This is a genomic window from Sporosarcina sp. SAFN-015 (genome assembly GCF_059415085.1).
This window is the reverse complement of record NZ_JBPFDR010000005.1, coordinates 169,339-190,926: the sequence shown is the minus strand read 5'-3', so window position 1 is coordinate 190,926 and position 21,588 is coordinate 169,339. Positions and strand designations below refer to the sequence as shown.

The window sequence follows — 21,588 nt, the reverse complement described above, 5'->3', positions numbered from 1 at the left end:
CGTGTATAGCGTTCCTTCTAATTTTTTTCGGAGGAATTTGATTGGATAAAAAGTATAGGAACATAGATAAGAAAGTCATTTCATTTATCCCTGACGGTGAATTCTACTATCAAAAAGGCGTTAAAGCTATGCAGCGCGACCGTTTTGATGAGGCTCATAAATATTTGCAAAGGGCTGTTGAACTGAGTCCTAATGATCCGCTTATTCTTATGCAATACGGCATTCTCATTATGGAAGAGGGAATGTTTGAGGAAGCGTATGAAATTTTGGCCGCAGCGCACGGTCTTGATCCGGAAGAGGAAGATATCATCTTTTACTTAGCGGAAGTCCACGCTCATTTAGGTCTTCTTCGAGATGCGAAGATATATGCGGAAAAGTATATTGCATTGGCGCCTGATGGACCTTTGGCAGACGACTCGATGGAGATTATCGATTTTGCCGAGCAAGAGGAGGCCTTTTTTACCGACGAAGAAATGCCCGACGGAGAAGTGTATTTCTTGCAAGAAAAAGCAAGAAGGTTGATGGAAGAGGGTTCTTTTAAAGAAGCAATTGAAATTTTAGAGTCCATCATCACAGATTATCCTGACTTTTGGGCTGCCTATAATAACTTGGCGCTCGCCTATTTTTATGTCGGTAGTATTGAACAAGCGAAACTATTGTTATTTGATGTGCTCGAAAAGAATAAAGGAAATTTGCATGCACTATGTAATCTCGCCGTCTTTTATTATTACGAGAAAGATAAAGAGGAATTGGATGCAATGCTCGAGCTCCTCATGAAAATAAAGCCGTACCAATTTGTACATCGTTATAAATTAGGGGCTACATTCGCGTTAGTCGGCAAACATAAAGAAGCGTACGGTTGGCTCAGAAGCTTGCAAAAACGTGGTTTTGAAGGGGATGCCGGTTATTATTTCTGGCTCGCTCATTCTGCATACTTTTCCGGCAATGAGCAAGTTGCGAAGGAGTCGTATGAGAAGTTGGTCGAATTAGATCCATCCAAGGCGGGTTTTGAGCCATGGAAAGATGTACATTCATCGACCAAGCCGGAATCATATGAACAAGACCGTGAATTTTTATTAAGTAAAATTACGAATAAATATAGAAGTGAAAGATTGTTAGGGTTTTATTTGCTAGGAAAATCAGCACATAAACAGGAGATCGTTTCGCATCCCACGTATATTGATCTCGAAAAGCTAAGTGTCATTGAGCAATTATTTTTGGCGCATAGCCTCGATTATGAGTTTACGGTGGAAAATGAATTTGACCATTCATTCATGCGTGCATTGGAAGCGACCGAGTTGTTATATGAAAAATATAAACCATTGGAACGGCAAGGGACCCATCTATTCCAAATGTGGTTCACCCTTTGCGAAGTAGGACTCATCCGATCCTATCATTTTAGGAACCCCGCGGCATTGGCTGCAGCGGCGGATTATATGTTCCAGTCTTCTCGTTATAAAGGAGTTACAAAAGCGGCAATAGCCCGAACTTACGACATTTCGGTGCCTACGTTAACGAAATACGTCAGTGATTTGATGGAGTTTTTGCCGCAATTCAATGTGTAAGCAGCGAACGATCATGTAAGCATATATATTGATTGGCCCCTCGGAATCTTATACGATTTGGTCAGTGGTATATGTACTGGAGGAGGATAAGGTATGACAACCGAGAAAATATACGACGTCATTATCATTGGCGCAGGACCAGCTGGAATGACCGCTGCGGTTTACACATCTAGAGGAAGTTTATCGACTCTCATGTTGGAGCGCGGCATTCCGGGCGGACAAATGGCAAACACGGAAGAAATCGAGAACTACCCTGGATTTGAGACGATTCTCGGTCCTGATCTTTCGACAAAAATGTTTGAACATGCGAAAGCTTTCGGAGCTGAATATGCATATGGCGACGTCACAGAAATTATAGATGAGGGGAACCTCAAAACAATCAAATCGGGCAATAAAGAATATAAAGCGCGTGCCATCATTATTACAACAGGTGCCGAGTATCGTAAAATGGGCATCCCTGGTGAAAAAGAACTGACTGGCCGTGGAGTCAGCTATTGTGCAGTATGTGACGGAGCTTTCTTCAAGAAGAAAGAAATAGTTGTCATCGGAGGCGGAGACTCCGCAGTCGAAGAAGGTGCATATTTGACACGCTTTGCGGATAAAGTAACAATTATCCACCGACGCGATGAACTTCGTGCACAAAAAATTCTTCAAGACCGTGCGTTTGCAAATGAAAAAATAGACTTCATCTGGAATTCAACAGTTAAGCAAGTGAATGAAAAAGACGGCAAAATCGGCTCTATTACACTCGTTTCTACAGTGGACGGCACTGAAAAAGTAATGGAAACTGAAGGCATGTTCATTTATATCGGAATGGACCCGTTAACGGCACCATTCAAGCATTTAGGAATTTTGGATGAACATGGCTATATCGTGACTAACGAAGAAATGGAAACGAAAGTACCTGGTATCTATGCAGCTGGCGACGTTCGTCAAAAAACACTTCGCCAAGTCGTCACAGCAACAGGCGACGGCAGCATCGCAGCCCAAGCATGCCAAAAATATATCGAAGAACTAGCGGATAAAATGGCTGCTGAAGCTTAAGAATAAAAAAGAGATCCTTGATAGGGTCTCTTTTTTATATGGGAAATATCTCTTTTCAATCTCCATTGCTTGGAGTGAAGGCACGTAGACTCCTGCGGGAAAAGCGTCAGCAGAAGACCCCGCAGGGAGCGAAGAATGAGCGGACGAGGAGGCTGAAGCGACGCCCGCGGAAAGCGAAGTGCCGTAACGGAAAGCTGAATCCAGCTACGCAACTTAATATTTAACAAGATTAATCTATCCTTAATGTTCCTGTAACCGTCCTGCAATACAAAAAGGTTATGATAAGAATATCAATTGACCCCCCTTTTTAATATAGCAACATTTTAAAGACGATCTGCCCTTCAAACGGCAGGTGGTCTTCTTTTTTTGTCGTTTGCTTTCAAAACATTGTATAATGGTTATATGCGTATTGAAGAAGTGAGGAAATGGTCATGCAAAGAATCGCAAATTTACTTATAGTCAAAGACAACCAAGTTCTTTTATTGAAGAAACCGAGACGGGACTGGTATGTTGCTCCCGGCGGCAAAATGGATTCGGGTGAATCGATCTACGACGCAGCCATCCGTGAATTTACCGAAGAAACTGGCGCGACACCTGTCAATCCTCACGTAAAAGGCATCTATACAATGATGATTGTCGATAAAGAATCAAAAGAATTACTGAACGAATGGATGCTATACACTTTCGTTGCGAGGGATCTCATTGGAACTCCTTATGAATCAAACAGAGAAGGCCTGCTCGAATGGCATCCTGTAGAAAGTTTACACACACTTCCGATGGCGGAAGGAGACCGGAAAAATTTGTTATTTGCAGCCTCCCAAACAGGCGTGCAATATGGTACATTTTATTATACAGAAGAGTTTGAACTGTTGGATGAACACATACAAAAATCAATGGAAGGTGACCTGGATTAATGGAGAATGAATTACCGAACAGCGATGTTGAATTAGTTATCATTACTGGTATGTCAGGTGCGGGAAAAACAGTTGCCATGCAAAGTTTCGAAGACCTGGGGTTCTATTGTATCGATAATTTGCCTCCTGAACTGCTCGTTACTTTTCTCGATTTGATGATGAAGTCGGAAAATAAGATGAGACGGATTGCTGCTGTCATGGATACGAGGGGCGGCGACCTGTTCGACGCCTTGATCGGGGCGTTGGATAACTTGCTGCAAATGGACGGCGTATCGACGAAGTTGCTTTTCTTGGATGCGGATGATGAGACGCTCGTCAGACGGTACAAGGAAACGAGAAGGTCACACCCACTTGCGGTAGGCGGGCTGCCATTGACAGGCATCCGAAAAGAAAGAAACCTCTTAACTGAATTGAGAGGCCGGGCCCGTTCCATTTATAATACATCCGAATTGAAGCCGAGGGAATTAAGAGAAAAGATCATGTCGACATTTTCCTCCGCCGGGGATACTTCGTTCACCCTCAATTTCATCTCTTTCGGTTTCAAGCATGGCATGCCAATAGACGCAGATGTCGTCTTTGATGTCCGTTTTTTACCAAACCCCTATTACATCGAAGATTTGAAACCACTAACCGGGTTAGAGAAAGAAGTTTATGAGTATGTGTTAAAATGGAATGATACACAAGTTTTGATTGAAAAGTTGACAGACCTGTTCAAATTCATCATTCCTCAATATAAAAACGAAGGCAAATCGCAAGTCGTCATCGCGTTTGGTTGCACAGGCGGACAACATCGTTCGGTGTCGTTAGCAGAATACTTCGGAAATCGTTTCAAAGAGGAATATAAGACGTTAATTACCCATCGGGATGTAGAGAAGAGAAAGGGTTGACACTATGCTGCAATCCGGAAAATTGAAGAAAATAGTCGTCTTTGGAGGCGGGACCGGATTGTCCACGTTACTGCGGGGATTGAAAGCCTATCCAGTCGATCTGACCGCGATTGTAACGGTCGCGGATGACGGAGGAAGCTCGGGACGACTGCTGGATCAATACAATATCCCGCCACCAGGGGATATCCGTCAAGTGATGGCAGCGCTTTCAGATGTAGAGCCGTTAATTGAGAAAATGTTCCAATACCGTTTTTCCAACTCGGACGATTTGAAAGGGCACTCACTCGGCAACCTCATGCTAGCTGCATTGACTGATATAACAGGCGATTTTGCCCGTGCTGTCGAAAAGATGGGCAGAGTGTTGAATATTAAAGGGAAAGTATTGCCTGCCGCAAACCAAAAGATCACCTTGCATGCTGAGCTCGATGATGGCACAATTGTAACCGGTGAATCTAAAATTCCGGTGTATGGGCGCAAAATTCGAAAAGTCTATGTATCTCCGCAAGAAGTGGAGCCTTTGCCTGAAACGGTAGAGGTTATCAATGAAGCGGACTTGATCATTTTTGGGCCTGGCAGCTTATATACGAGCATTTTGCCGACGATACTTGTAAGGGATATTCGTGATGCTGTTCTAGCGTGCCGTGCAAAAAAAGTATATATTAATAACTTGACGACGCAGGAAGGCGAAACGTATCAGTACACTGCATCTGAGCATGTGAAAGCGTTATATGATCATGCCGGCAGTCAATTCATTGACACGGTTCTGTTGAACAAAACGGATTTTCGAACTTTATTAAACGGGGAAGAGCCGTCCGATGTTCAGCTCCCTGTAGAAAATGATATTGATGCTTTGCAAATGCTAGTCCCTACTATCGTATTAGGGGACTTTTCGACGGTTTCAGACGGAAGAATTATCCATGATGCTGAAAAAGTCGCATCGTGGATTATGGGTTATATGGAAGGTACGATCGTAAGCGAGGAGACCTGATCATCGCCGAGAGAGAGGGGGAAAATCATGTCTTTTGCATCTGAAGTGAAGAAGGAACTGACACAAATCGAATCCAAGGAATGCTGTGTGAAAGCGGAAATTGCCGCCTTTATTAGGATGAACGGTGCTCTATCGTTTTCCAATAAACAATTGAGCTTGGACGTGCAAACAGAAAACGCGGCAATCGCAAGGAGACTTTATTCAAACATCAAGCGGCTATATCCTTATAAAGTCGAATTGCTCGTTCGTAAAAAAATGCGCCTGAAGAAGAACAACGTCTACATATGCCGAATTCGGGAAGGTGCCAAGCAATTATTAGAGGACCTTTATATACTGACAGGAACCTTTCAATTTAAAAATGAAATTGTAGAGCAATTGGTTAAAAAGAAATGTTGCCAGAAGTCCTATTTGCGTGGTGCATTCCTCGCAGGAGGTTCTGTCAACAATCCCGAAACGTCTTCCTATCATTTGGAGATTTTCTCTTTTTACAAAGAGCATAGCGAAGCGTTAGTGGATCTGATGAATAAATACCAACTGAATGCGAAATCGATTGAACGGAAAAAAGGTTATATCGCCTATTTGAAAGAGGCGGAGAAGATTTCAGACTTTCTTGGTATCATTGGAGCACACGTATCGTTGATGAAATTTGAGGACGTCCGGATTCTAAGGGATATGCGGAATAGCGTCAATCGCCTTGTCAATTGTGAAACCGCTAACTTGAATAAAACAATCGGAGCGGCACAACGGCAAGTTGAAAATATAAAATTCATCCAGAGCACGATTGGATTGGATCAATTACCTGACCGTTTGCAGGAAATCGCTCAATTGCGCATCGATAACCAGGACGTCACTTTGAAAGAGCTCGGTGAAATGGTGAGCGGCGGTACGGTTAGTAAATCGGGCGTGAATCATCGCCTTCGTAAAATTGAAGAAATCGCGGAAAGCCTCCGCAGTGGAGGAATTGTTAGCCGATAAAATAGACGAGTCAGAGAGGAGTCAATGGAATATGGCAGAAAGAACGGTTGAAGTAAAGATGAAGACCGGATTACAAGCACGACAAGCTGCACTTTTCGTACAGGAAGCAAATCGATTCACGGCGGACGTATTCTTGAAAAGAGATGAACGTCAAGTGAACGCGAAAAGTATTATGGGTGTAATGAGCTTGGCAATCGCAAGAGGTGCTGAAGTGACATTGATCGCTGAAGGCGTCGACGAGGAGCAAGCAATCGAAAAGCTATCTGCGCTTGTGGAGAACGAAAATTAATATAAAAAACAGCCGTTTCACTATGAAAATAGGAAACGGCTGAAAAATAAAAAAGCCGTAAACATGTTTTCATGTTTACAGGCTTCTTTAAAAACTTTATACGCCCTCGGCAGGAGTCGAACCCACATTTCAAGAACCGGAATCTTGCGTGCTATCCATTGCACCACGAGGGCAATTTCTTGCTACTATCAGTAACAGACAAGATTAATTATACAAAGAAAGTGGTATGATTGCAATACCTAAATTAAAAGCGTTATATTTGACCTTTATTGACCATAATATGTATGATAGATGTACAGTTGAAACAACTGGTTTCAGCAGAACGATAATCCTGACCCATCATAAGGAGGAAATAACATGAATTTAATACCTACAGTTATTGAGCAAACGAATCGGGGAGAGCGCGCTTATGATATTTACTCCCGTTTATTGAAAGACCGGATCATTATGCTAGGCAGCGCAATCGACGACAATGTAGCAAACTCGATTGTTGCGCAATTGCTTTTCCTAGAAGCGGAAGATCCAGAAAAGGACGTATCGATCTACATCAATAGCCCGGGTGGCAGCATCACTGCAGGTATGGCGATTTACGATACGATGCAATTCATCAAACCGGACATCCAAACAATCTGTATCGGTATGGCTGCATCGATGGGATCTTTCCTATTGACAGCAGGTACAAAAGGGAAACGTTATGCGCTTCCTAATGCAGAAGTAATGATCCACCAACCACTTGGAGGAGCGCAAGGGCAAGCGACTGAAATCGAAATCGCAGCTAAACGCATTCTCTTCCTACGTGAAAAATTGAACACGATCCTTTCCGAGCGCACAGGCCAGCCTGTCGAAGTAATCGCGAAAGATACAGATCGCGATAATTTCATGACAGCAGAACGCGCGAAGGAATATGGTTTGATCGACCACATCATCACTCGCAGCGACATGAAAGAATTGGAATCGAAAAAATAATACTGAACTACTGCCGACTCTGATTATGGAGTCGGTTTTTTTTTGTGTGCATTTGTCGGGGGCTCAACAAAAGTGCTTCCGCGTCCAAAACGAGTGTCTCCGCGTCCAAAGCGAGTGTCTCCGCGTCCAAAGCGAGTGTCTCCGCGTCCAAAGCGCGTGCCTCCGCGTCCAAAGCGAGTGTCTCCGCTTCCAAAACGAGTGCCTCCGCGTCCAAAGCGCGTGCCTCCGCGTCCAAAGCGAGTGTCTCCGCTTCCAAAACGAGTGTCTCCGCGTCCAAAACGAGTGTCTCCGCGTCCAAAGCGAGTGCCTCCGCGTCCAAAACGAGTGTCTCCGCGTCCAAAGCGCGTGTCTCCGCGTCCAAAGCGAGTGTCTCCGCGTCCAAAACGAGTGCCTCCCCGTCCAAAGCGCGTGCCTCCGCGTCCAAAACGAGTGTCTCCGCGTCCAAAACGAGTGTCTCCGCGTCCAAAGCGCGTGCCTCCGCGTCCAAAGTGAGTGTCTCCGCGTCCAAAGCGAGTGTCTCCTCGTCCAAAACGAGTGCATCCGCGTCCAAAGCAAGTGTCTCCGCGTCCAAAGCGAGTGCCTCCGCGTCCAAAGCGAGTGTCTCCACGTCCAAAGCGCGTAGCTCCGCGTCCAAAGCGAGTGCCTCTGCGTCCTAACTAGATTTATTTCCGCTAGGTTTGAAACCTTTTCGGACTACATACGATAAATAATGTATACTTGCTCAATTGTTTGGAAAGCGGTACTGGTTGGGTATTGCAAATATATCGAATGGAGTGTGAAAAGATGAAAAAGATATTAGGGCCAATAGCAATAATTGTTGTCATTCTTGTAATTCTTGGCGTCATACTCGTGCCGAGCTATAACAAATTTGTCAATTTAGAAGAGAATGTCGATCAGTCGTATGCACAAGTTGAAAACCAGCTGCAGCGCCGACTTGATTTGATTCCAAACTTGGTGAGCACGGTTAAAGGATACGCGAGTCACGAGAAAGAAGTGATTGCTGAAATATCCGATGCACGCGCAAAGCTTGCAGGAGCGAGTGGGCCTGAGGAGCAGGCGGCTGCTGATACGGAGCTTTCGAACGCACTTGGCCGATTGCTCGTTGTCGTGGAAAATTACCCTGACCTTAAAGCGAATCAGAACTTTACACAATTGATGGATGAGCTTGCCGGAACGGAAAACCGAATTGGCGTTGCAAGGATGGATTATAACAACGTCGTAGCGGATTATAACCGGCAAACAAAGCGTTTTCCAGGTAAACTCGTAGCTTCCATTTTTGGATTCGACGAGAAGGAATATTTCAAAGCGGATACAGCTGCGAATGAAGCGCCTAAAGTCGATTTCGGAGATGACAGCAAGTGATCCGTAGGGCATTCCAATGCATGATTATTATATGTCTTAGCATCATGATCATGCCGGCAATGGCGTTGGCAGCTGACGTCCCGCCATGGAATACACAGGATTACTTTATACAGGACCATGCGAATATTTTGTCGGCGGAACAGAAAGCCGAGCTGAATCGATTAGGTGAACAGTTGAATAACGCGACTGGTGCAGAGCTTGCGGTATTGACGTTGCCGAGTATAGGTGATGAACCGGTAGAAACATTTGCTGTAAAAGCGCTCAGGGAATATCAGCTTGGCAAAAAGGATAAGAACAACGGTGCATTACTTGTCGTGACAACTATTCCAAATTCGGCTGGTGACAGGCATTTCGAAATGTCGACCGGGTATGGCTTGGAAGGCGCTTTGCCGGATGGGAAAGTAACTAGGATTATGGATGAAGTGGCGGTTCCGTATTTGCAAAATGAACAGCCAGATCTAGCTATAATGGAAGCATACAAATCGTATTATAACGAAATTGCTGCTGATTATGGATGGAATGGGGAAGTCGCGGAAGTGAACACACTCGCTGGCCAAGGCGGTTCAGGAATTGGCATCCCATCACCAATCATTATCTTAATCATCATATATCTGCTATTCCGCTATATGGGTGGCGGCCGCGGAGGTGGCGGCGGTCCAGGCGGCCGAAGAAGAGGAAGAAGTGGTCCGATTTTCTTCCCTGGCTCCTTTGGAGGCGGAGGAGGCTTCGGTGGTGGAGGCTTCGGCGGAGGTGGCGGAGGCGGCTTCTCCGGTGGCGGCGGATCTGGCGGCGGAGGCGGAGGAGGGCGAAGTTGGTAAACTCCCGAGTCTCGACAACATAAATAAACGGCATTCTGCAAAACTTTTTGCGGAATGCCTTTTTTCATTTATACTAAAAGAAAACGCTAATCGAGGTGTCCAGTTATGCATGTCCAGTTCTACACAAAAAAAGGCTGTCATTTATGCGACGAGGCGGAATCGATGATGAAACTCGTTCAGGAGGATTTTCCGTTAACATGGTCGACGATTGACATTGAAACGGATGACGAAAGCCATGAAAAATATATGCTGATGATTCCAGTCGTAGAGAAGGATGGCGAAGTCCTACTATACGGTTCCATCAGTTATGTTGACTTGGTTGACTTATTCTAAAATGTGTCAAAAAGTTTGAACTTATTGACAGTAAGGTATATACTAATAATAAGAAATATATTTTTTTGCACTAGGTGGGACAAATAAAATATAGGTGGGCTGAAATTGTCCTATCGTTGAAAGAGGGGCTTTCCTATGATCCCGAAAATTATAGAGGCACAACGAAAGCTTGTGCCAGAAATGATGGAGTTATTACATCAGCGGTACAAAGTTTTGAAATTCATTGAAGTGGCAGGTCCGATTGGAAGAAGACCGCTTGGCCAGATGGCGGATATTTCGGAACGGGAATGTCGAAACCTGATGGAGATGTTGCGGTCGGAAGGACTGATCCGAGTAGCAAAAGAGGGAGCCACGATTACGCAAGAAGGGGCAGCCGTCCTCGACACGCTTGGGTCAACAATAGAAGAATGGACCGGACATGGATTGATTGAAAAAAAATTGGGCGATTTATTAGGTATTGAAGGTGTACAAATTGTTCCTGGAGACTGTGATGAAAATCCAGCTGTGAAGAGTTTGATTGGCAAAGAAGCTGCTGAGGAATTCATGAGTCGGATAAGCGACAGTCAAATTATTGCTGTCACGGGAGGCAGCTCGGTAGCCGCAATTCCGCATCATATTCATACGATCGAAAATGCCGACCGTTTACATTTCATTGCCGCAAGGGGAGGGGTCGGCGACGATATTGGATTACAAGCGAATGTCATCGCAGCCTCTTTCGCTGAAGCGAGCGGAGGGACGTACAGCACGTTTTACTACCCCGAATCGCTAAGCGCTGAAGCGCATGAAGTTTTCAAGCGGGAGCCTACCGCTATCGAGATGATGGAACTGTATGAGAAGACGGATTGCGTCCTGCATGGAATTGGGAATGCGCATCGTATGGCTAATTTGCGGAACACGCCTGAGAACGAAATCATTCAATTGCAAGAGCAAGGCGCGAAAGGTGAAGCGTTCGGCTATTACTTCGATGGCAGCGGAAATGTCGTCCATCGTATTCGAACGGTCGGAATTCAGACGGAGCAGTTGAAGAAAATTCCGCTCATCATTGCTGTAGCAGGTGGGAAAAGCAAAGCTGAAGCGATCATGTCCTATATGGCAAGCGCTCCCCGTCAAACGATTCTTGTCACGGATGAAGGAGCAGCGCGTGCCATGCTGATGAAAATGGAAGGTTAACACGAGTGAATAACGCAAATACTTGAATAGAATCTTAGGAGGTAATGGAAATGACGATTAAAATGGCAATCAACGGATTTGGACGTATTGGAAGAGTAGTTATGAGAGAGGCAAGAAAGCATGATGAAATTGAAATCGTAGCAGTAAACGATTTAACAGATGCACAAATGCTAGCGCATCTATTGAAATACGATTCAGTGCACGGAATTTTAGACGCAGAAGTTGGCTCAGAAGAAGACTATCTCATCGTCGATGGGAAGAAAATTAAAGTATACGCTGAAAAAGATCCTTCCCAATTGCCTTGGGGCGAATTAGGTGTCGACGTCGTCATCGATTCGACAGGCGTATTCCGGGATGAAAAATCATTGATGAAACATATTGAAGCAGGCGCGAAAAAAGTAATCTTGTCTGCACCTGCAAAAGGGGACATGAAGACGCTCGTCATGGGTGTGAATGAAGAATCTTATGATCCACAAAACGACAAAATCGTTTCGAACGCATCATGTACGACAAACTGTCTTGCGCCTGTCGTCAAAGTGTTGCAAGACCAATTCGGCATTAATCGCGGTATGATGACGACAGTCCACTCATACACGAATGACCAACGTATTTTGGATTTGCCGCATTCCGACTACCGACGTGCGCGTGCAGCTGCTGAGTCAATGATCCCTACGACAACTGGTGCAGCTTCAGCAGTAACGAAAGTTATTCCGGAATTAAAAGGGAAATTGGACGGTATGGCTGTCCGCGTGCCGACGCCAAACGTATCTCTCGTCGACTTCGTAGCTGAACTTGGAACAGAAGTAACAGTGGAAGACGTGAACGCCGCTTTGAGAAAGGCTTCGGAAAATGAATTGAAAGGCATTCTCTTCTATAATGAGATTCCACTTGTTTCGACGGATTATAACGGCAACACTGCATCATCGACTGTCGACGGTCTATCAACGATGGTATTGGACAACAATATGGTGAAGGTCATCGCTTGGTATGACAATGAATCAGGTTATTCTGCCCGCTGCATCGATTTAGCCCTTTACATGAATGAAAAAGGTATCTAACTTATACGTCTAGACTCCGGGCGCTAGCCGCTCGGGTCATAAGACATCTCCGCTGCACGGCAAAGGGCGCCGTTTGGCAGATCTGCCTTATGCCTTTCGCAGCTAAGCAAGCGCCCTTCGCTTTTGTATTAGCCATTCTAATGGCGACCCATTATAATAGATAGATGGGTAGGAGGAACGGAGAGACCCGTTCCTTTTTTTTACATTCCTCGCCGTTTTTGGCGCTCAACTTTCTTGGAAGGGTGCGGTTTACATGATAGCCAAACAAACAATCAAAGATATTGAACTGAACGGGAAGCGCGTTTTTTGCCGCGTTGATTTCAATGTGCCGATGGAGAACGGTGAAGTAGCGGATGATACGAGAATCCGCGCAGCTGTTCCGACAATTGAATTCATGGCGGAGCAAGGGGCGAAAGTCATTCTCGCCAGTCACCTTGGAAGGCCAAAAGGTGAAGTGAACGAAGAAATGCGACTTACGGCAGCCGGTAAAAGATTATCGGAACTGCTTGGGAAAGACGTGAAAAAGCTTGATTCTTCCATCGGGGAAGAAGTTGAACAAGCTGTCGCCGATATGAAACCGGGCGACATCATTCTTCTTGAAAATGTCAGATTCCATGCTGGGGAAGAAAAGAATGATTTGGAGCTCGCGAAAAAGTTTGCGGATTTAGCCGATGTCTTCGTTAACGATGCATTCGGAGCTGCACACCGTGCACACGCTTCGACTGCGGGGATTGCACAATACATTCCGGCGGTGAGCGGATTCTTACTCGAAAAGGAATTGGAAGTCCTCGGAAAGGCATTGTCGAACCCGGAACGACCGTTCACAGCAATTATCGGCGGCGCGAAAGTGAAGGACAAGATTGGTGTCATTGACAATCTTTTAGACAATGTGGACCACTTATTGATTGGCGGCGGACTTTCTTATACATTTACGAAAGCGCAAGGCTATGAAACAGGTAACTCGTTAGTCGAAGAAGACAAAATCGAGCTTGCTCAATCATTCATTCAAAAAGCGAAAGAGAAAAACGTCAAGCTCCATTTGCCGATTGATGCGGTAGTGGCGGATGCGTTTTCCGAAACTGCGAATGTGAAAACGGTAAAAATCGACGAAATCCCGGATGGTTGGATGGGGCTCGATATCGGACCGGAAACGGCTGAACTGTATGCGGATATCATTAAAAATTCCAAGCTCATCATTTGGAACGGGCCGATGGGCGTGTTCGAAATGGAACCGTTTGCTGCAGGTACGAAGAAAGTTGCATTGGCAATGGCTGAAACGGAAGCTTACACTGTTATCGGTGGTGGAGATTCTGCCGCGGCTGTAGAAAAGTTCGATGTTGCAGAAAAAATGGATCATGTGTCAACTGGCGGCGGCGCGTCATTGGAGTTCATGGAAGGAAAAGAATTGCCCGGCGTAACTGCGCTGAATGATAAGTGACGGAGGAAGAAAAATGCGAAAACGAATCATTGCAGGAAACTGGAAAATGTATAAAACGATCGGTGAAGCTAAAAACTTTGTAACTGAAGTGAAAGACCGCTTGCCTGAAACAGACAAAGTCGAAGCAGTCATTTGTCCGCCTTCTCTATACCTGTCCGAACTTGTAGGGGTAACAGAAGGCACTTCATTGAAAATTGGTGCTCAAACGATGCATGACGTCGATGAAGGGGCATTCACTGGAGAAATAAGCCCAAAAATGCTGGCGGATCTGAATGTGCCATTCGTCATTCTCGGCCATTCTGAACGTCGCCAATATTTCAATGAAACGGATGAAGCGGTGAATCGTAAAGTATTGGCAGCCTTTTCGAAAGGATTGACGCCAATTGTTTGTGTCGGTGAAAGCCTTGACGAGCGGGAAGCTGGGAATACTGTAGAAACAGTAGCAGACCAAGTGAAGAAAGCGTTTGAAGGCGTGAGCGCGGAGCAGGCAAAAGCTGCAATCATCGCTTACGAGCCGATTTGGGCAATCGGAACAGGCAAAACGGCGACAGCGCAAGATGCGAATGAAGTATGCGGAGAGATCCGTGCTGAAATCGGCAAGCTATACGACGATGAAACAGCTTCGGCAATCCGCATCCAATACGGCGGCAGCGTGAAACCTGGCAATATCGGTGAGCTTCTGTCGATGGAACATATTGATGGTGCGCTTGTCGGGGGAGCGAGCCTTGAACCGGATTCATTCCTTGAAATGATCGGGGTTGCGGCGAATGACTAAAGCACCTGTCGCATTGATTATTTTGGATGGCTTCGGACTAAGGGAGGAACGGTTCGGCAATGCGGTTGCACAAGCGAGCACACCGAACTTCGACATCCTTTGGAATGAATATCCGCATTCTACATTAACCGCTTGCGGTGAAGCTGTCGGCCTCCCTGAAGGGCAGATGGGGAATTCGGAAGTTGGCCATCTGAACATCGGCGCAGGCCGGATCGTCTATCAAAGCTTGACGCGGATCAATAAGTCCATCAAGGACGGGGACTTCATGACGAAACCGGCTTTGCTTGGGGCAATTGATCATGTGAAACAGAACGACTCATCCCTTCATCTGATGGGGCTGCTTTCGGACGGCGGTGTACATAGCCATTATGAGCATTTATTTGCCCTCCTTCGCCTTGCCAAAATGAAAGGCATTAAAAAAGTATTTATACACGCATTCCTGGACGGACGGGACGTCGGACCGCAAACAGCTCCAGGCTATGTTGAGCAGACTGAAAAGGTGTTGGAAGGGCTCGAAGTCGGTAAGATTGCCACAGTTTCCGGCCGGTTTTATGCAATGGACCGGGATAAAAGATGGGACAGGGTGGAGCGCGCATACCGGGCAATTGTCGACGGTACAGGTGAAACATTCAAAACAGCTACGGAAGGCATATTATCTTCGTATGTGAAAGGCATCCACGATGAGTTTGTGGAGCCGTTCATCATTGAGGAAGATGGCAAGCCGGTCACAACAGTGAAAGACGGGGACGCGGTCGTTTTCTTCAATTTCCGTCCCGATCGTGCGATTCAATTATCGAAGGCGTTTACTGATCCATCGTTTGACGGTTTTCATACAGGACCTGAAACGTTCGAAAACTTGAAGTTCGTCACATTTACACAGTATAGTGATGAAGTTGAAGCAGACGTTGTGTTTGGAAATGAAAATTTGCAAAACACGTTAGGAGAAGTGCTTTCTAAAAATGGACTTCGCCAGCTGCGGATTGCCGAAACGGAAAAATATCCGCATGTGACGTTTTTCATGAGCGGCGGCAAGGAAGATGAATTCGAAGGCGAGAAAAGGATTCTGATTGCAAGTCCGAAAGTCGCAACGTATGATTTGAAGCCTGAAATGAGTGCCATTGAAGTGACAGAGGCGTTGCTGAAAGAGATTGAAGATGAAACGCAGGACGCGATCATCCTCAACTTTGCGAACCCTGACATGGTCGGGCATAGCGGAATGCTTGAGCCGACGATCAAAGCGATCGAAACGGTCGATGCATGCCTTGGAAGGATCATCGACGCATTGTTGCTAAAAGGCGGAACGGCAATCGTCACTGCGGACCACGGGAACTCCGATGAAGTCGTGACGATGGAAGGGAAGCCGATGACTGCACATACGACAAATCCGGTGCCGGTCATCATTACAAAACCTGATATCGAGTTGCGGGAAGGCGGTATACTATCGGACCTTGCCCCGACAATGCTAAAATTATTGGAAATCGAACAGCCGGAAGAAATGTCCGGAACACCATTATTCTAATAAAGGGAGAGATTGAAATGCCAATCATTACTCATATCCAAGCAAGAGAAGTTCTTGATTCACGCGGAAATCCGACTGTTGAAGTCGAAGTGTTTACAGAAAGCGGAGCGTTTGGCCGTGCCATCGTTCCTTCAGGAGCTTCCACAGGTGAATACGAAGCTGTCGAACTACGCGACGGCGACGCATCCCGCTATCTTGGAAAAGGAGTTTTGAAAGCGGTCGATCATGTCAATGAAATCATCGCGGATGAAATCGTAGACAATTATTCAGTGCTCGATCAAGTTGTCATCGACAATGCGCTGCTTGAACTAGATGGTACGAAAAATAAAGGCAAGCTAGGCGCAAATGCGATCCTTGGCGTTTCAATGGCAGTAGCACACGCTGCAGCGGATTACTTGGACGTTCCACTTTACCAATACCTTGGCGGCGTAAACGCGAAGCAATTGCCAGTTCCAATGATGAACATTTTGAATGGCGGAGAACATGCGGATAACAACGTCGACATCCAAGAATTCATGGTCATGCCTGTAGGCGCGGAATCTTTCCGTCACGGTCTTCGTATGGGAGCTGAAATTTTCCATAGCTTAAAAGACGTGTTGAAATCGAAAGGCCTTAACACTGCTGTAGGTGATGAAGGCGGCTTCGCACCGAACTTGGCATCGAACGAAGAAGCGCTTGCTACAATTATGGAAGCAATTGAAAATGCTGGATACAAACCAGGTGAAGAAGTATTGCTTGCAATGGACGTTGCCTCTTCCGAGTTCTACGACAGCAAAGAGAACTTATACCGTCTTGCTGGGGAAGGAATTACAAAAACTTCCGAAGAAATGGTTGCATGGTATGAAGAGCTTTGCTCGAAATATCCGATCGTTTCGATCGAAGACGGCCTTGACGAAAATGATTGGGCTGGGCACAAGCTATTGACAGAGCGTCTCGGCACGAAAGTTCAATTGGTAGGAGACGATCTATTCGTTACGAATACAGAGAAATTGGAGCGCGGCATTGAAGAAGGTGTCGGCAACTCGATCCTCATCAAAGTGAACCAAATCGGTACATTGACAGAAACATTCGATGCGATCGAAATGGCGAAACGTGCAGGCTATACAGCAGTCATTTCCCACCGTTCCGGCGAATCCGAAGATACAACAATCGCTGATATCGCAGTCGCGACAAATGCAGGGCAAATTAAGACAGGTGCACCTTCACGTACAGACCGCGTCGCGAAATACAACCAATTGCTTCGCATTGAAGACCAATTGGATGAAACAGCAGTCTACCTTGGAGCAAAAACGTTCTATAACTTAAAAAAATGACAACAATAATCAGCCGGCAATGACCGGCTGATTGTTTTTAAGTGGGGAGATCGTATTTTTGAGCGCAGAATTGAAATCTTGAGCGCTGGACTGGGATCTTGAGCGCGAGACTGGAATCATGAGCACGGAACTGAAATCATGAGCGCGGAACTGGAATCATGAGCGCGAAACTGGAATTCATGAGCGCGGAACTGGAATTCATGAGCGCGGAACTGGAATTCATGAGCGCGGAACTGAAATCATGAGCGCGGAACTGAAATCTTGAGCGCGGAATTGGGATCTTGAGCGCGGAACTGGAACCATGAGCGCGAAATTGGAATCATGAGCGCGAAACTGGAATTCATGAGCGCGTGACTGGAATCATGAGCACGGAACTGGAATTCATGAGCGCGGAACTGGAATTCATGAGCGCGGAACTGGAATTCATGAGCGCGGGACTGGAATCTTGAGCGCGAGACTGGAATCATGAGCACTGAACTGGAATTCATGAGCTCAGAACTCGAATCTTGAGCGCAAAACCGTAATCTTCCCGAATTTTGTTGTAACAGTTTAATATGTTTGATAGAATATAAATGTTGAGATGCTCTATGCAGGAGGTGGAACAAAGTGCATGCTTTGTTAATGACATTACTATTAATCGTATCATTGGCGTTGATTGTCGTTGTATTATTGCAATCCGGAAAAAGTGCAGGTCTGTCTGGAGCCATCTCCGGTGGTGCCGAACAACTTTTTGGAAAACAGAAAGCACGTGGACTAGACTTAGTGCTTCAAAGAGTGACAATTGTACTTTCAATTTTATTTTTCGTTTTGGCGATCGCCATCGTGAAATTCTAATCGGAACTATATAATCACATAACTGTCAAACGCCTGGCCACCCGAATGGTCGGGCGTTTTTTTCATCATAAAAAGGGAAAGATAGGATACATAAGGCTTTTTTATTTAAATCTACATGAATTTTTGTAATGCCGGGATGGAAGAGAAAGGATGAGGGATATGAGAATAGCACAGCCGAAGCCGTTCTTTTTTGAAAGTGGCAAACGGGCCGTCTTATTATTGCACGGCTTCACAGGAACATCCGCAGACGTCCGGATGCTTGGTCGTTTTCTAGAAAAGAAAGGCTATACATCACTAGCTCCGCACTATAAAGGACATGGTGTCCCGCCTGAACAACTGATTGGAACAGGACCCGACGAATGGTGGGAAGATGTCATTGCGGGCTACAATGAATTAAAAGAAGCTGGCTATGAAGAAATCGCAATCGGCGGATTATCATTAGGCGGTGTATTTTCATTGAAATTAGGGGTTAAAATGCCTGTGAAGGGTATTGTAACTATGTGCTCGCCAATGGTTATGAAAACTCCGGATAAATTGTATGAAGGCGTATTAAAATATGCTTCAGACTATAAAAGATATGAAGGAAAATCGAAAGCCGAAATCGAAGAAGAAGTTGAAGCACTCCGCGGCAAAACGATGCCGTCTCTTGCCGAATTGACGCCGCTAGTCGATGAAGTAAAGGGACAGCTTCCGGAAATCGATGCTCCACTTCTCGTCATCCAATCACGTAATGACGAAGTGATCGATCCTAATTCGGCCAACATCATTTACGAGAATGCATCATCTGAAAAGAAACAGATCGAGTGGTATGAAAAATCCGGTCATGTCATTACACTTGGACCTGAAAAAGAACATCTTCACGAAACGGTATTTGAATTTCTTGAATCACTCGACTGGAACGTGTGAAAATGAAATCAGTTGACGATAGTTATGAATGGAGGGATGGTAATTGGATTTTATTGACGAAGAGTTAAAAACAAGACTGTTGTCTTTCATGAAAGAGGAATCGTATAAGCCATTGACGGTTCAGGAAATCCAGGAGTCATTGGGCATTGAAGGGGCTGCAGAGTTCAAGGAGCTCGTAAAGATGCTCGTGCAGCTCGAACAAAAAGGCGAAATTGTCCGCTCACGCACAAATCGATACGGCGTCCCTGAGCGCATGAACTTAGTGAGAGGTAAATTCATCGGACATGCGAAAGGTTTCGGATTCGTCACGCCTGAAACGGAAGGGATGGACGATATATTCATTCCACCGCCTGAAGTGAACGGGGCGATGAACGGGGACATTGTCCTTGTACGTGTTTCGAAAGGTGATTACGGCGACCGTCGCGAAGGCTCGATCATTCGAATCGCTGAGCGGAAAACGACGAAGGTTGTCGGCACGTACCAAGATAACCGCGGCTTCGGCTTTGTTATCCCGGACGATAAAAAACTTCCGATGGATATTTTCATTGGCAAAGGAAATTCACTCGACGCCGTAGACGGACATAAAGTCGTCGTGGAAATTACAGATTGGCCAAGTGAACTGAAATCCGCAACAGGCATGGTCGTGCAAATCCTCGGACATAAAAACGACCCAGGTGTCGATATTTTATCGATCATCCATAAGCACGGCATTGAAGTCGAGTTCCCGCCTGAAGTGATGGAGCAGGCAAATCGTACGCCGGATGAAGTGCAAGAAAAGGATCTGTTCAAACGCACTGACTTGCGGGAAGATCTCGTCATTACAATTGACGGCGCCGACGCAAAGGACTTGGATGATGCCATTTCCCTTGTGAAAAACGAGGATGGCTCTTATGTATTATCCGTCCATATTGCGGACGTCAGTCACTATGTACAGGAAAACACACCGCTTGACGATGAGGCGTACGAACGGGCGACGAGCGTCTATTTGACGGACCGAGTCATCCCGATGCTTCCTCATAAGCTGTCAAACGGCATTTGTTCCTTGAATCCGCATGTCGACCGTCTGACGATGTCGTGCCGCATGACAATCGATCGAAACGGTAAAGTGATCCATCATGAAATATTCGAAAGTGTCATCCAGTCGAAGGAAAGAATGACATACACAGACGTCTATAAAATTATTGAGTTAAAAGACGAAGAACTCATGAAAAAATACGAGCATATCGTTCCGATGCTGAATGATATGGCCGAGCTCGCGTCCATCTTAAGACAGAAACGGATCGACCGTGGCGCGATCGACTTCGATTTCAAGGAATCGAAAGTGATTGTCGATGAAAAAGGATGGCCGACTGATATCGTGTTACGGGAACGTACAGCGGCGGAACGTCTTATCGAGGAATTCATGCTCGCGGCAAACGAAACAGTTGCCGAGCACTTTCACTGGATGCAAGTGCCGTTCCTTTACCGGATTCACGAAGACCCGAAAGTGGAAAAGCTTCAACGATTCTTTGAGTTTCTGACTAACTTCGGAATCGTCGTGAAGGGTACTGGGAATAAAGTGCATCCTCGTGCCTTGCAGGAAATCGTCGAGTCGATCGAAGGCATGCCGGAAGAGACCGTCATTTCGACAATGCTCCTCCGCTCAATGCAACAAGCGAAGTATTTCGAGGAAAGCCTTGGCCACTTCGGTTTGTCAGCCGATTTCTATACGCATTTCACGTCACCAATCAGACGTTATCCGGACTTGATCGTTCATCGACTGATCCGGACGTATTTGATCGAAAAAGATGTTTCGTCTGAAACGATTGCTCATTGGAACGCAAACATGTCTGAAATCGCTCAGCATACATCAGAGCGTGAACGCCGTGCAGTTGATGCGGAACGCGATACAGACGCATTGAAGAAGGCACAGTACATGCTCGATAAGATTGGCGAGGAATTCGACGGCGTCATTTCATCGGTGACGAACTTCGGTATGTTCGTGGAACTTGAAAACACAGTCGAAGGACTTGTCCATGTCAGCTATATGACGGACGATTATTACCGTTTCGATGACCGTCAAATGATGATGATCGGCGAGCATACCGGCAAGCAGTTCAGGATTGGTGATGAAGTGACGATCCGCGTCGTTTCCGTAAAACCTGAGGAATCGGCGATCGACTTTGAAATCGCGGGGATGAAGCAGTCCTTCCATCGCGCGCGGAAAGAGACGCCGAAGGTCATCCACGCGAAGAAGCCATCAAGTGGCGGCGGTCGTCGAGGAGATTCCGATAAGCCTAAAGGTGAGAAGAAAAAAGGCGCTCCTAGCCAGAAGAAGAAGTTCTATGAAGGTGTAGCGAAAAAGAAGAAGAAACAGGCTCCAAGAAAGAGAAAATAAACGTAGCGGCATTCGTTCAGGCGAATGCCGTGGAGTTTTTGATTGAACAGGGGGGAT

Annotated in this window: 21 protein-coding genes and 1 tRNA gene; 20 read left to right on the top strand and 2 right to left on the bottom strand. The window is 45.9% G+C overall.

Annotated features, from left to right (window positions below; all coding sequences use genetic code 11):
* Positions 1-41 precede the first annotated feature (41 nt).
* The 7 genes from ACR65H_RS11070 (at position 42) to ACR65H_RS11040 (ending at position 6,662) form a co-directional block, all read left to right on the top strand.
* Positions 42-1,565, top strand: a complete 1,524-nt coding sequence (locus tag ACR65H_RS11070; RefSeq protein WP_440500307.1) for a tetratricopeptide repeat protein — start codon at positions 42-44, stop codon at positions 1,563-1,565.
* Between the two features lie 93 nt (positions 1,566-1,658).
* The gene (trxB, locus tag ACR65H_RS11065) at positions 1,659-2,609 is read left to right on the top strand and encodes a thioredoxin-disulfide reductase (RefSeq protein WP_440500306.1); all 951 of its coding nucleotides are present in this window, start codon (positions 1,659-1,661) and stop codon (positions 2,607-2,609) included.
* 431 nt (positions 2,610-3,040) lie between these two features.
* Complete coding sequence (locus tag ACR65H_RS11060) at positions 3,041-3,523, top strand: NUDIX domain-containing protein (protein ID WP_440500305.1); 483 nt, start codon at positions 3,041-3,043, stop codon at positions 3,521-3,523.
* Complete coding sequence (rapZ, locus tag ACR65H_RS11055; protein WP_440500304.1) at positions 3,523-4,410, top strand: RNase adapter RapZ; 888 nt, start codon at positions 3,523-3,525, stop codon at positions 4,408-4,410. The genes ACR65H_RS11060 and rapZ overlap by 1 nt, the downstream gene beginning before the upstream one ends.
* Positions 4,411-4,414: 4 nt before the next feature.
* A complete protein-coding gene (locus ACR65H_RS11050) occupies positions 4,415-5,398 on the top strand; it encodes a gluconeogenesis factor YvcK family protein (RefSeq protein WP_440500303.1) in 984 nt (327 codons plus the stop codon).
* A 27-nt stretch (positions 5,399-5,425) separates the two neighbouring features.
* The gene (gene whiA / locus ACR65H_RS11045) at positions 5,426-6,373 is read left to right on the top strand and encodes a DNA-binding protein WhiA (protein WP_440500302.1); all 948 of its coding nucleotides are present in this window, start codon (positions 5,426-5,428) and stop codon (positions 6,371-6,373) included.
* 31 nt (positions 6,374-6,404) lie between these two features.
* Positions 6,405-6,662 (top strand): HPr family phosphocarrier protein, encoded by a 258-nt coding sequence (locus tag ACR65H_RS11040; RefSeq protein WP_440500301.1) that lies wholly within the window; start codon positions 6,405-6,407, stop codon positions 6,660-6,662.
* 101 nt (positions 6,663-6,763) lie between these two features.
* On the opposite strand, the gene ACR65H_RS11035 is transcribed toward ACR65H_RS11040, so the two are convergent.
* Positions 6,764-6,835 (bottom strand) — tRNA-Arg (locus tag ACR65H_RS11035).
* A gap of 184 nt (positions 6,836-7,019) precedes the next feature.
* Here ACR65H_RS11035 and clpP point away from each other — a divergent pair.
* Positions 7,020-7,628 (top strand): ATP-dependent Clp endopeptidase proteolytic subunit ClpP, encoded by a 609-nt coding sequence (clpP, locus tag ACR65H_RS11030; RefSeq protein WP_440500300.1) that lies wholly within the window; start codon positions 7,020-7,022, stop codon positions 7,626-7,628.
* A 7-nt stretch (positions 7,629-7,635) separates the two neighbouring features.
* Here the strand turns inward: clpP and ACR65H_RS11025 are convergent, their stop codons facing one another.
* Positions 7,636-8,262, bottom strand: coding sequence for a coiled-coil domain-containing protein (locus tag ACR65H_RS11025; protein ID WP_440500299.1), 627 nt, complete (start codon positions 8,260-8,262; stop codon positions 7,636-7,638).
* Between the two features lie 149 nt (positions 8,263-8,411).
* On the opposite strand from ACR65H_RS11025, the gene ACR65H_RS11020 reads away from it, so the two are divergent.
* The 12 genes from ACR65H_RS11020 (at position 8,412) to rnr (ending at position 21,531) form a co-directional block, all read left to right on the top strand.
* Positions 8,412-8,990, top strand: a complete 579-nt coding sequence (locus ACR65H_RS11020) for a LemA family protein (RefSeq protein WP_440500298.1) — start codon at positions 8,412-8,414, stop codon at positions 8,988-8,990.
* A gap of 20 nt (positions 8,991-9,010) precedes the next feature.
* Positions 9,011-9,808, top strand: coding sequence for a TPM domain-containing protein (locus tag ACR65H_RS11015; protein WP_440500297.1), 798 nt, complete (start codon positions 9,011-9,013; stop codon positions 9,806-9,808).
* Between the two features lie 105 nt (positions 9,809-9,913).
* Entirely contained in the window at positions 9,914-10,141 is a 228-nt protein-coding gene (locus ACR65H_RS11010; RefSeq protein WP_440500296.1) for a glutaredoxin family protein, read from the top strand.
* 135 nt (positions 10,142-10,276) lie between these two features.
* On the top strand, positions 10,277-11,311 hold the full coding sequence (locus ACR65H_RS11005) for a sugar-binding transcriptional regulator (protein ID WP_440500295.1): 1,035 nt from the start codon (positions 10,277-10,279) through the stop codon (positions 11,309-11,311).
* 50 nt (positions 11,312-11,361) lie between these two features.
* On the top strand, positions 11,362-12,369 hold the full coding sequence (gap, locus tag ACR65H_RS11000) for a type I glyceraldehyde-3-phosphate dehydrogenase (RefSeq protein WP_440500294.1): 1,008 nt from the start codon (positions 11,362-11,364) through the stop codon (positions 12,367-12,369).
* A gap of 253 nt (positions 12,370-12,622) precedes the next feature.
* Positions 12,623-13,807, top strand: coding sequence for a phosphoglycerate kinase (locus tag ACR65H_RS10995; protein ID WP_440500293.1), 1,185 nt, complete (start codon positions 12,623-12,625; stop codon positions 13,805-13,807).
* A 13-nt stretch (positions 13,808-13,820) separates the two neighbouring features.
* Positions 13,821-14,582 carry a triose-phosphate isomerase gene (gene tpiA / locus ACR65H_RS10990; protein ID WP_440500292.1) on the top strand — a complete coding sequence of 254 codons (762 nt, stop codon included), beginning with the start codon at positions 13,821-13,823 and terminating at the stop codon, positions 14,580-14,582.
* A complete protein-coding gene (gene gpmI / locus ACR65H_RS10985) occupies positions 14,575-16,101 on the top strand; it encodes a 2,3-bisphosphoglycerate-independent phosphoglycerate mutase (RefSeq protein ID WP_440500290.1) in 1,527 nt (508 codons plus the stop codon). Before tpiA ends, gpmI begins: the two co-directional genes overlap by 8 nt.
* A 17-nt stretch (positions 16,102-16,118) precedes the next feature.
* Positions 16,119-17,414, top strand: coding sequence for a phosphopyruvate hydratase (gene eno / locus ACR65H_RS10980; protein ID WP_440500289.1), 1,296 nt, complete (start codon positions 16,119-16,121; stop codon positions 17,412-17,414).
* Positions 17,415-18,020: 606 nt separating this feature from the next.
* Entirely contained in the window at positions 18,021-18,248 is a 228-nt protein-coding gene (gene secG, locus ACR65H_RS10975; RefSeq protein WP_060209912.1) for a preprotein translocase subunit SecG, read from the top strand.
* Between the two features lie 159 nt (positions 18,249-18,407).
* On the top strand, positions 18,408-19,154 hold the full coding sequence (locus ACR65H_RS10970) for an alpha/beta hydrolase (protein ID WP_440500288.1): 747 nt from the start codon (positions 18,408-18,410) through the stop codon (positions 19,152-19,154).
* 88 nt (positions 19,155-19,242) lie between these two features.
* A complete protein-coding gene (rnr, locus tag ACR65H_RS10965) occupies positions 19,243-21,531 on the top strand; it encodes a ribonuclease R (RefSeq protein ID WP_440500389.1) in 2,289 nt (762 codons plus the stop codon).
* Positions 21,532-21,588: the final 57 nt, after the last annotated feature.

Coding starts and splice junctions, on each gene's coding strand:
- trxB (WP_440500306.1), top strand. CDS start 1,659: ATGACAACCGAGAAAATATACGACGTCATTATCATTGGCGCAGGACCA.
- ACR65H_RS11060 (WP_440500305.1), top strand. CDS start 3,041: ATGCAAAGAATCGCAAATTTACTTATAGTCAAAGACAACCAAGTTCTT.
- rapZ (WP_440500304.1), top strand. CDS start 3,523: ATGGAGAATGAATTACCGAACAGCGATGTTGAATTAGTTATCATTACT.
- ACR65H_RS11050 (WP_440500303.1), top strand. CDS start 4,415: ATGCTGCAATCCGGAAAATTGAAGAAAATAGTCGTCTTTGGAGGCGGG.
- whiA (WP_440500302.1), top strand. CDS start 5,426: ATGTCTTTTGCATCTGAAGTGAAGAAGGAACTGACACAAATCGAATCC.
- ACR65H_RS11040 (WP_440500301.1), top strand. CDS start 6,405: ATGGCAGAAAGAACGGTTGAAGTAAAGATGAAGACCGGATTACAAGCA.
- clpP (WP_440500300.1), top strand. CDS start 7,020: ATGAATTTAATACCTACAGTTATTGAGCAAACGAATCGGGGAGAGCGC.
- ACR65H_RS11020 (WP_440500298.1), top strand. CDS start 8,412: ATGAAAAAGATATTAGGGCCAATAGCAATAATTGTTGTCATTCTTGTA.
- ACR65H_RS11015 (WP_440500297.1), top strand. CDS start 9,011: ATGATTATTATATGTCTTAGCATCATGATCATGCCGGCAATGGCGTTG.
- ACR65H_RS11010 (WP_440500296.1), top strand. CDS start 9,914: ATGCATGTCCAGTTCTACACAAAAAAAGGCTGTCATTTATGCGACGAG.
- ACR65H_RS11005 (WP_440500295.1), top strand. CDS start 10,277: ATGATCCCGAAAATTATAGAGGCACAACGAAAGCTTGTGCCAGAAATG.
- gap (WP_440500294.1), top strand. CDS start 11,362: ATGACGATTAAAATGGCAATCAACGGATTTGGACGTATTGGAAGAGTA.
- ACR65H_RS10995 (WP_440500293.1), top strand. CDS start 12,623: ATGATAGCCAAACAAACAATCAAAGATATTGAACTGAACGGGAAGCGC.
- tpiA (WP_440500292.1), top strand. CDS start 13,821: ATGCGAAAACGAATCATTGCAGGAAACTGGAAAATGTATAAAACGATC.
- gpmI (WP_440500290.1), top strand. CDS start 14,575: ATGACTAAAGCACCTGTCGCATTGATTATTTTGGATGGCTTCGGACTA.
- eno (WP_440500289.1), top strand. CDS start 16,119: ATGCCAATCATTACTCATATCCAAGCAAGAGAAGTTCTTGATTCACGC.
- ACR65H_RS10970 (WP_440500288.1), top strand. CDS start 18,408: ATGAGAATAGCACAGCCGAAGCCGTTCTTTTTTGAAAGTGGCAAACGG.
- rnr (WP_440500389.1), top strand. CDS start 19,243: ATGAAAGAGGAATCGTATAAGCCATTGACGGTTCAGGAAATCCAGGAG.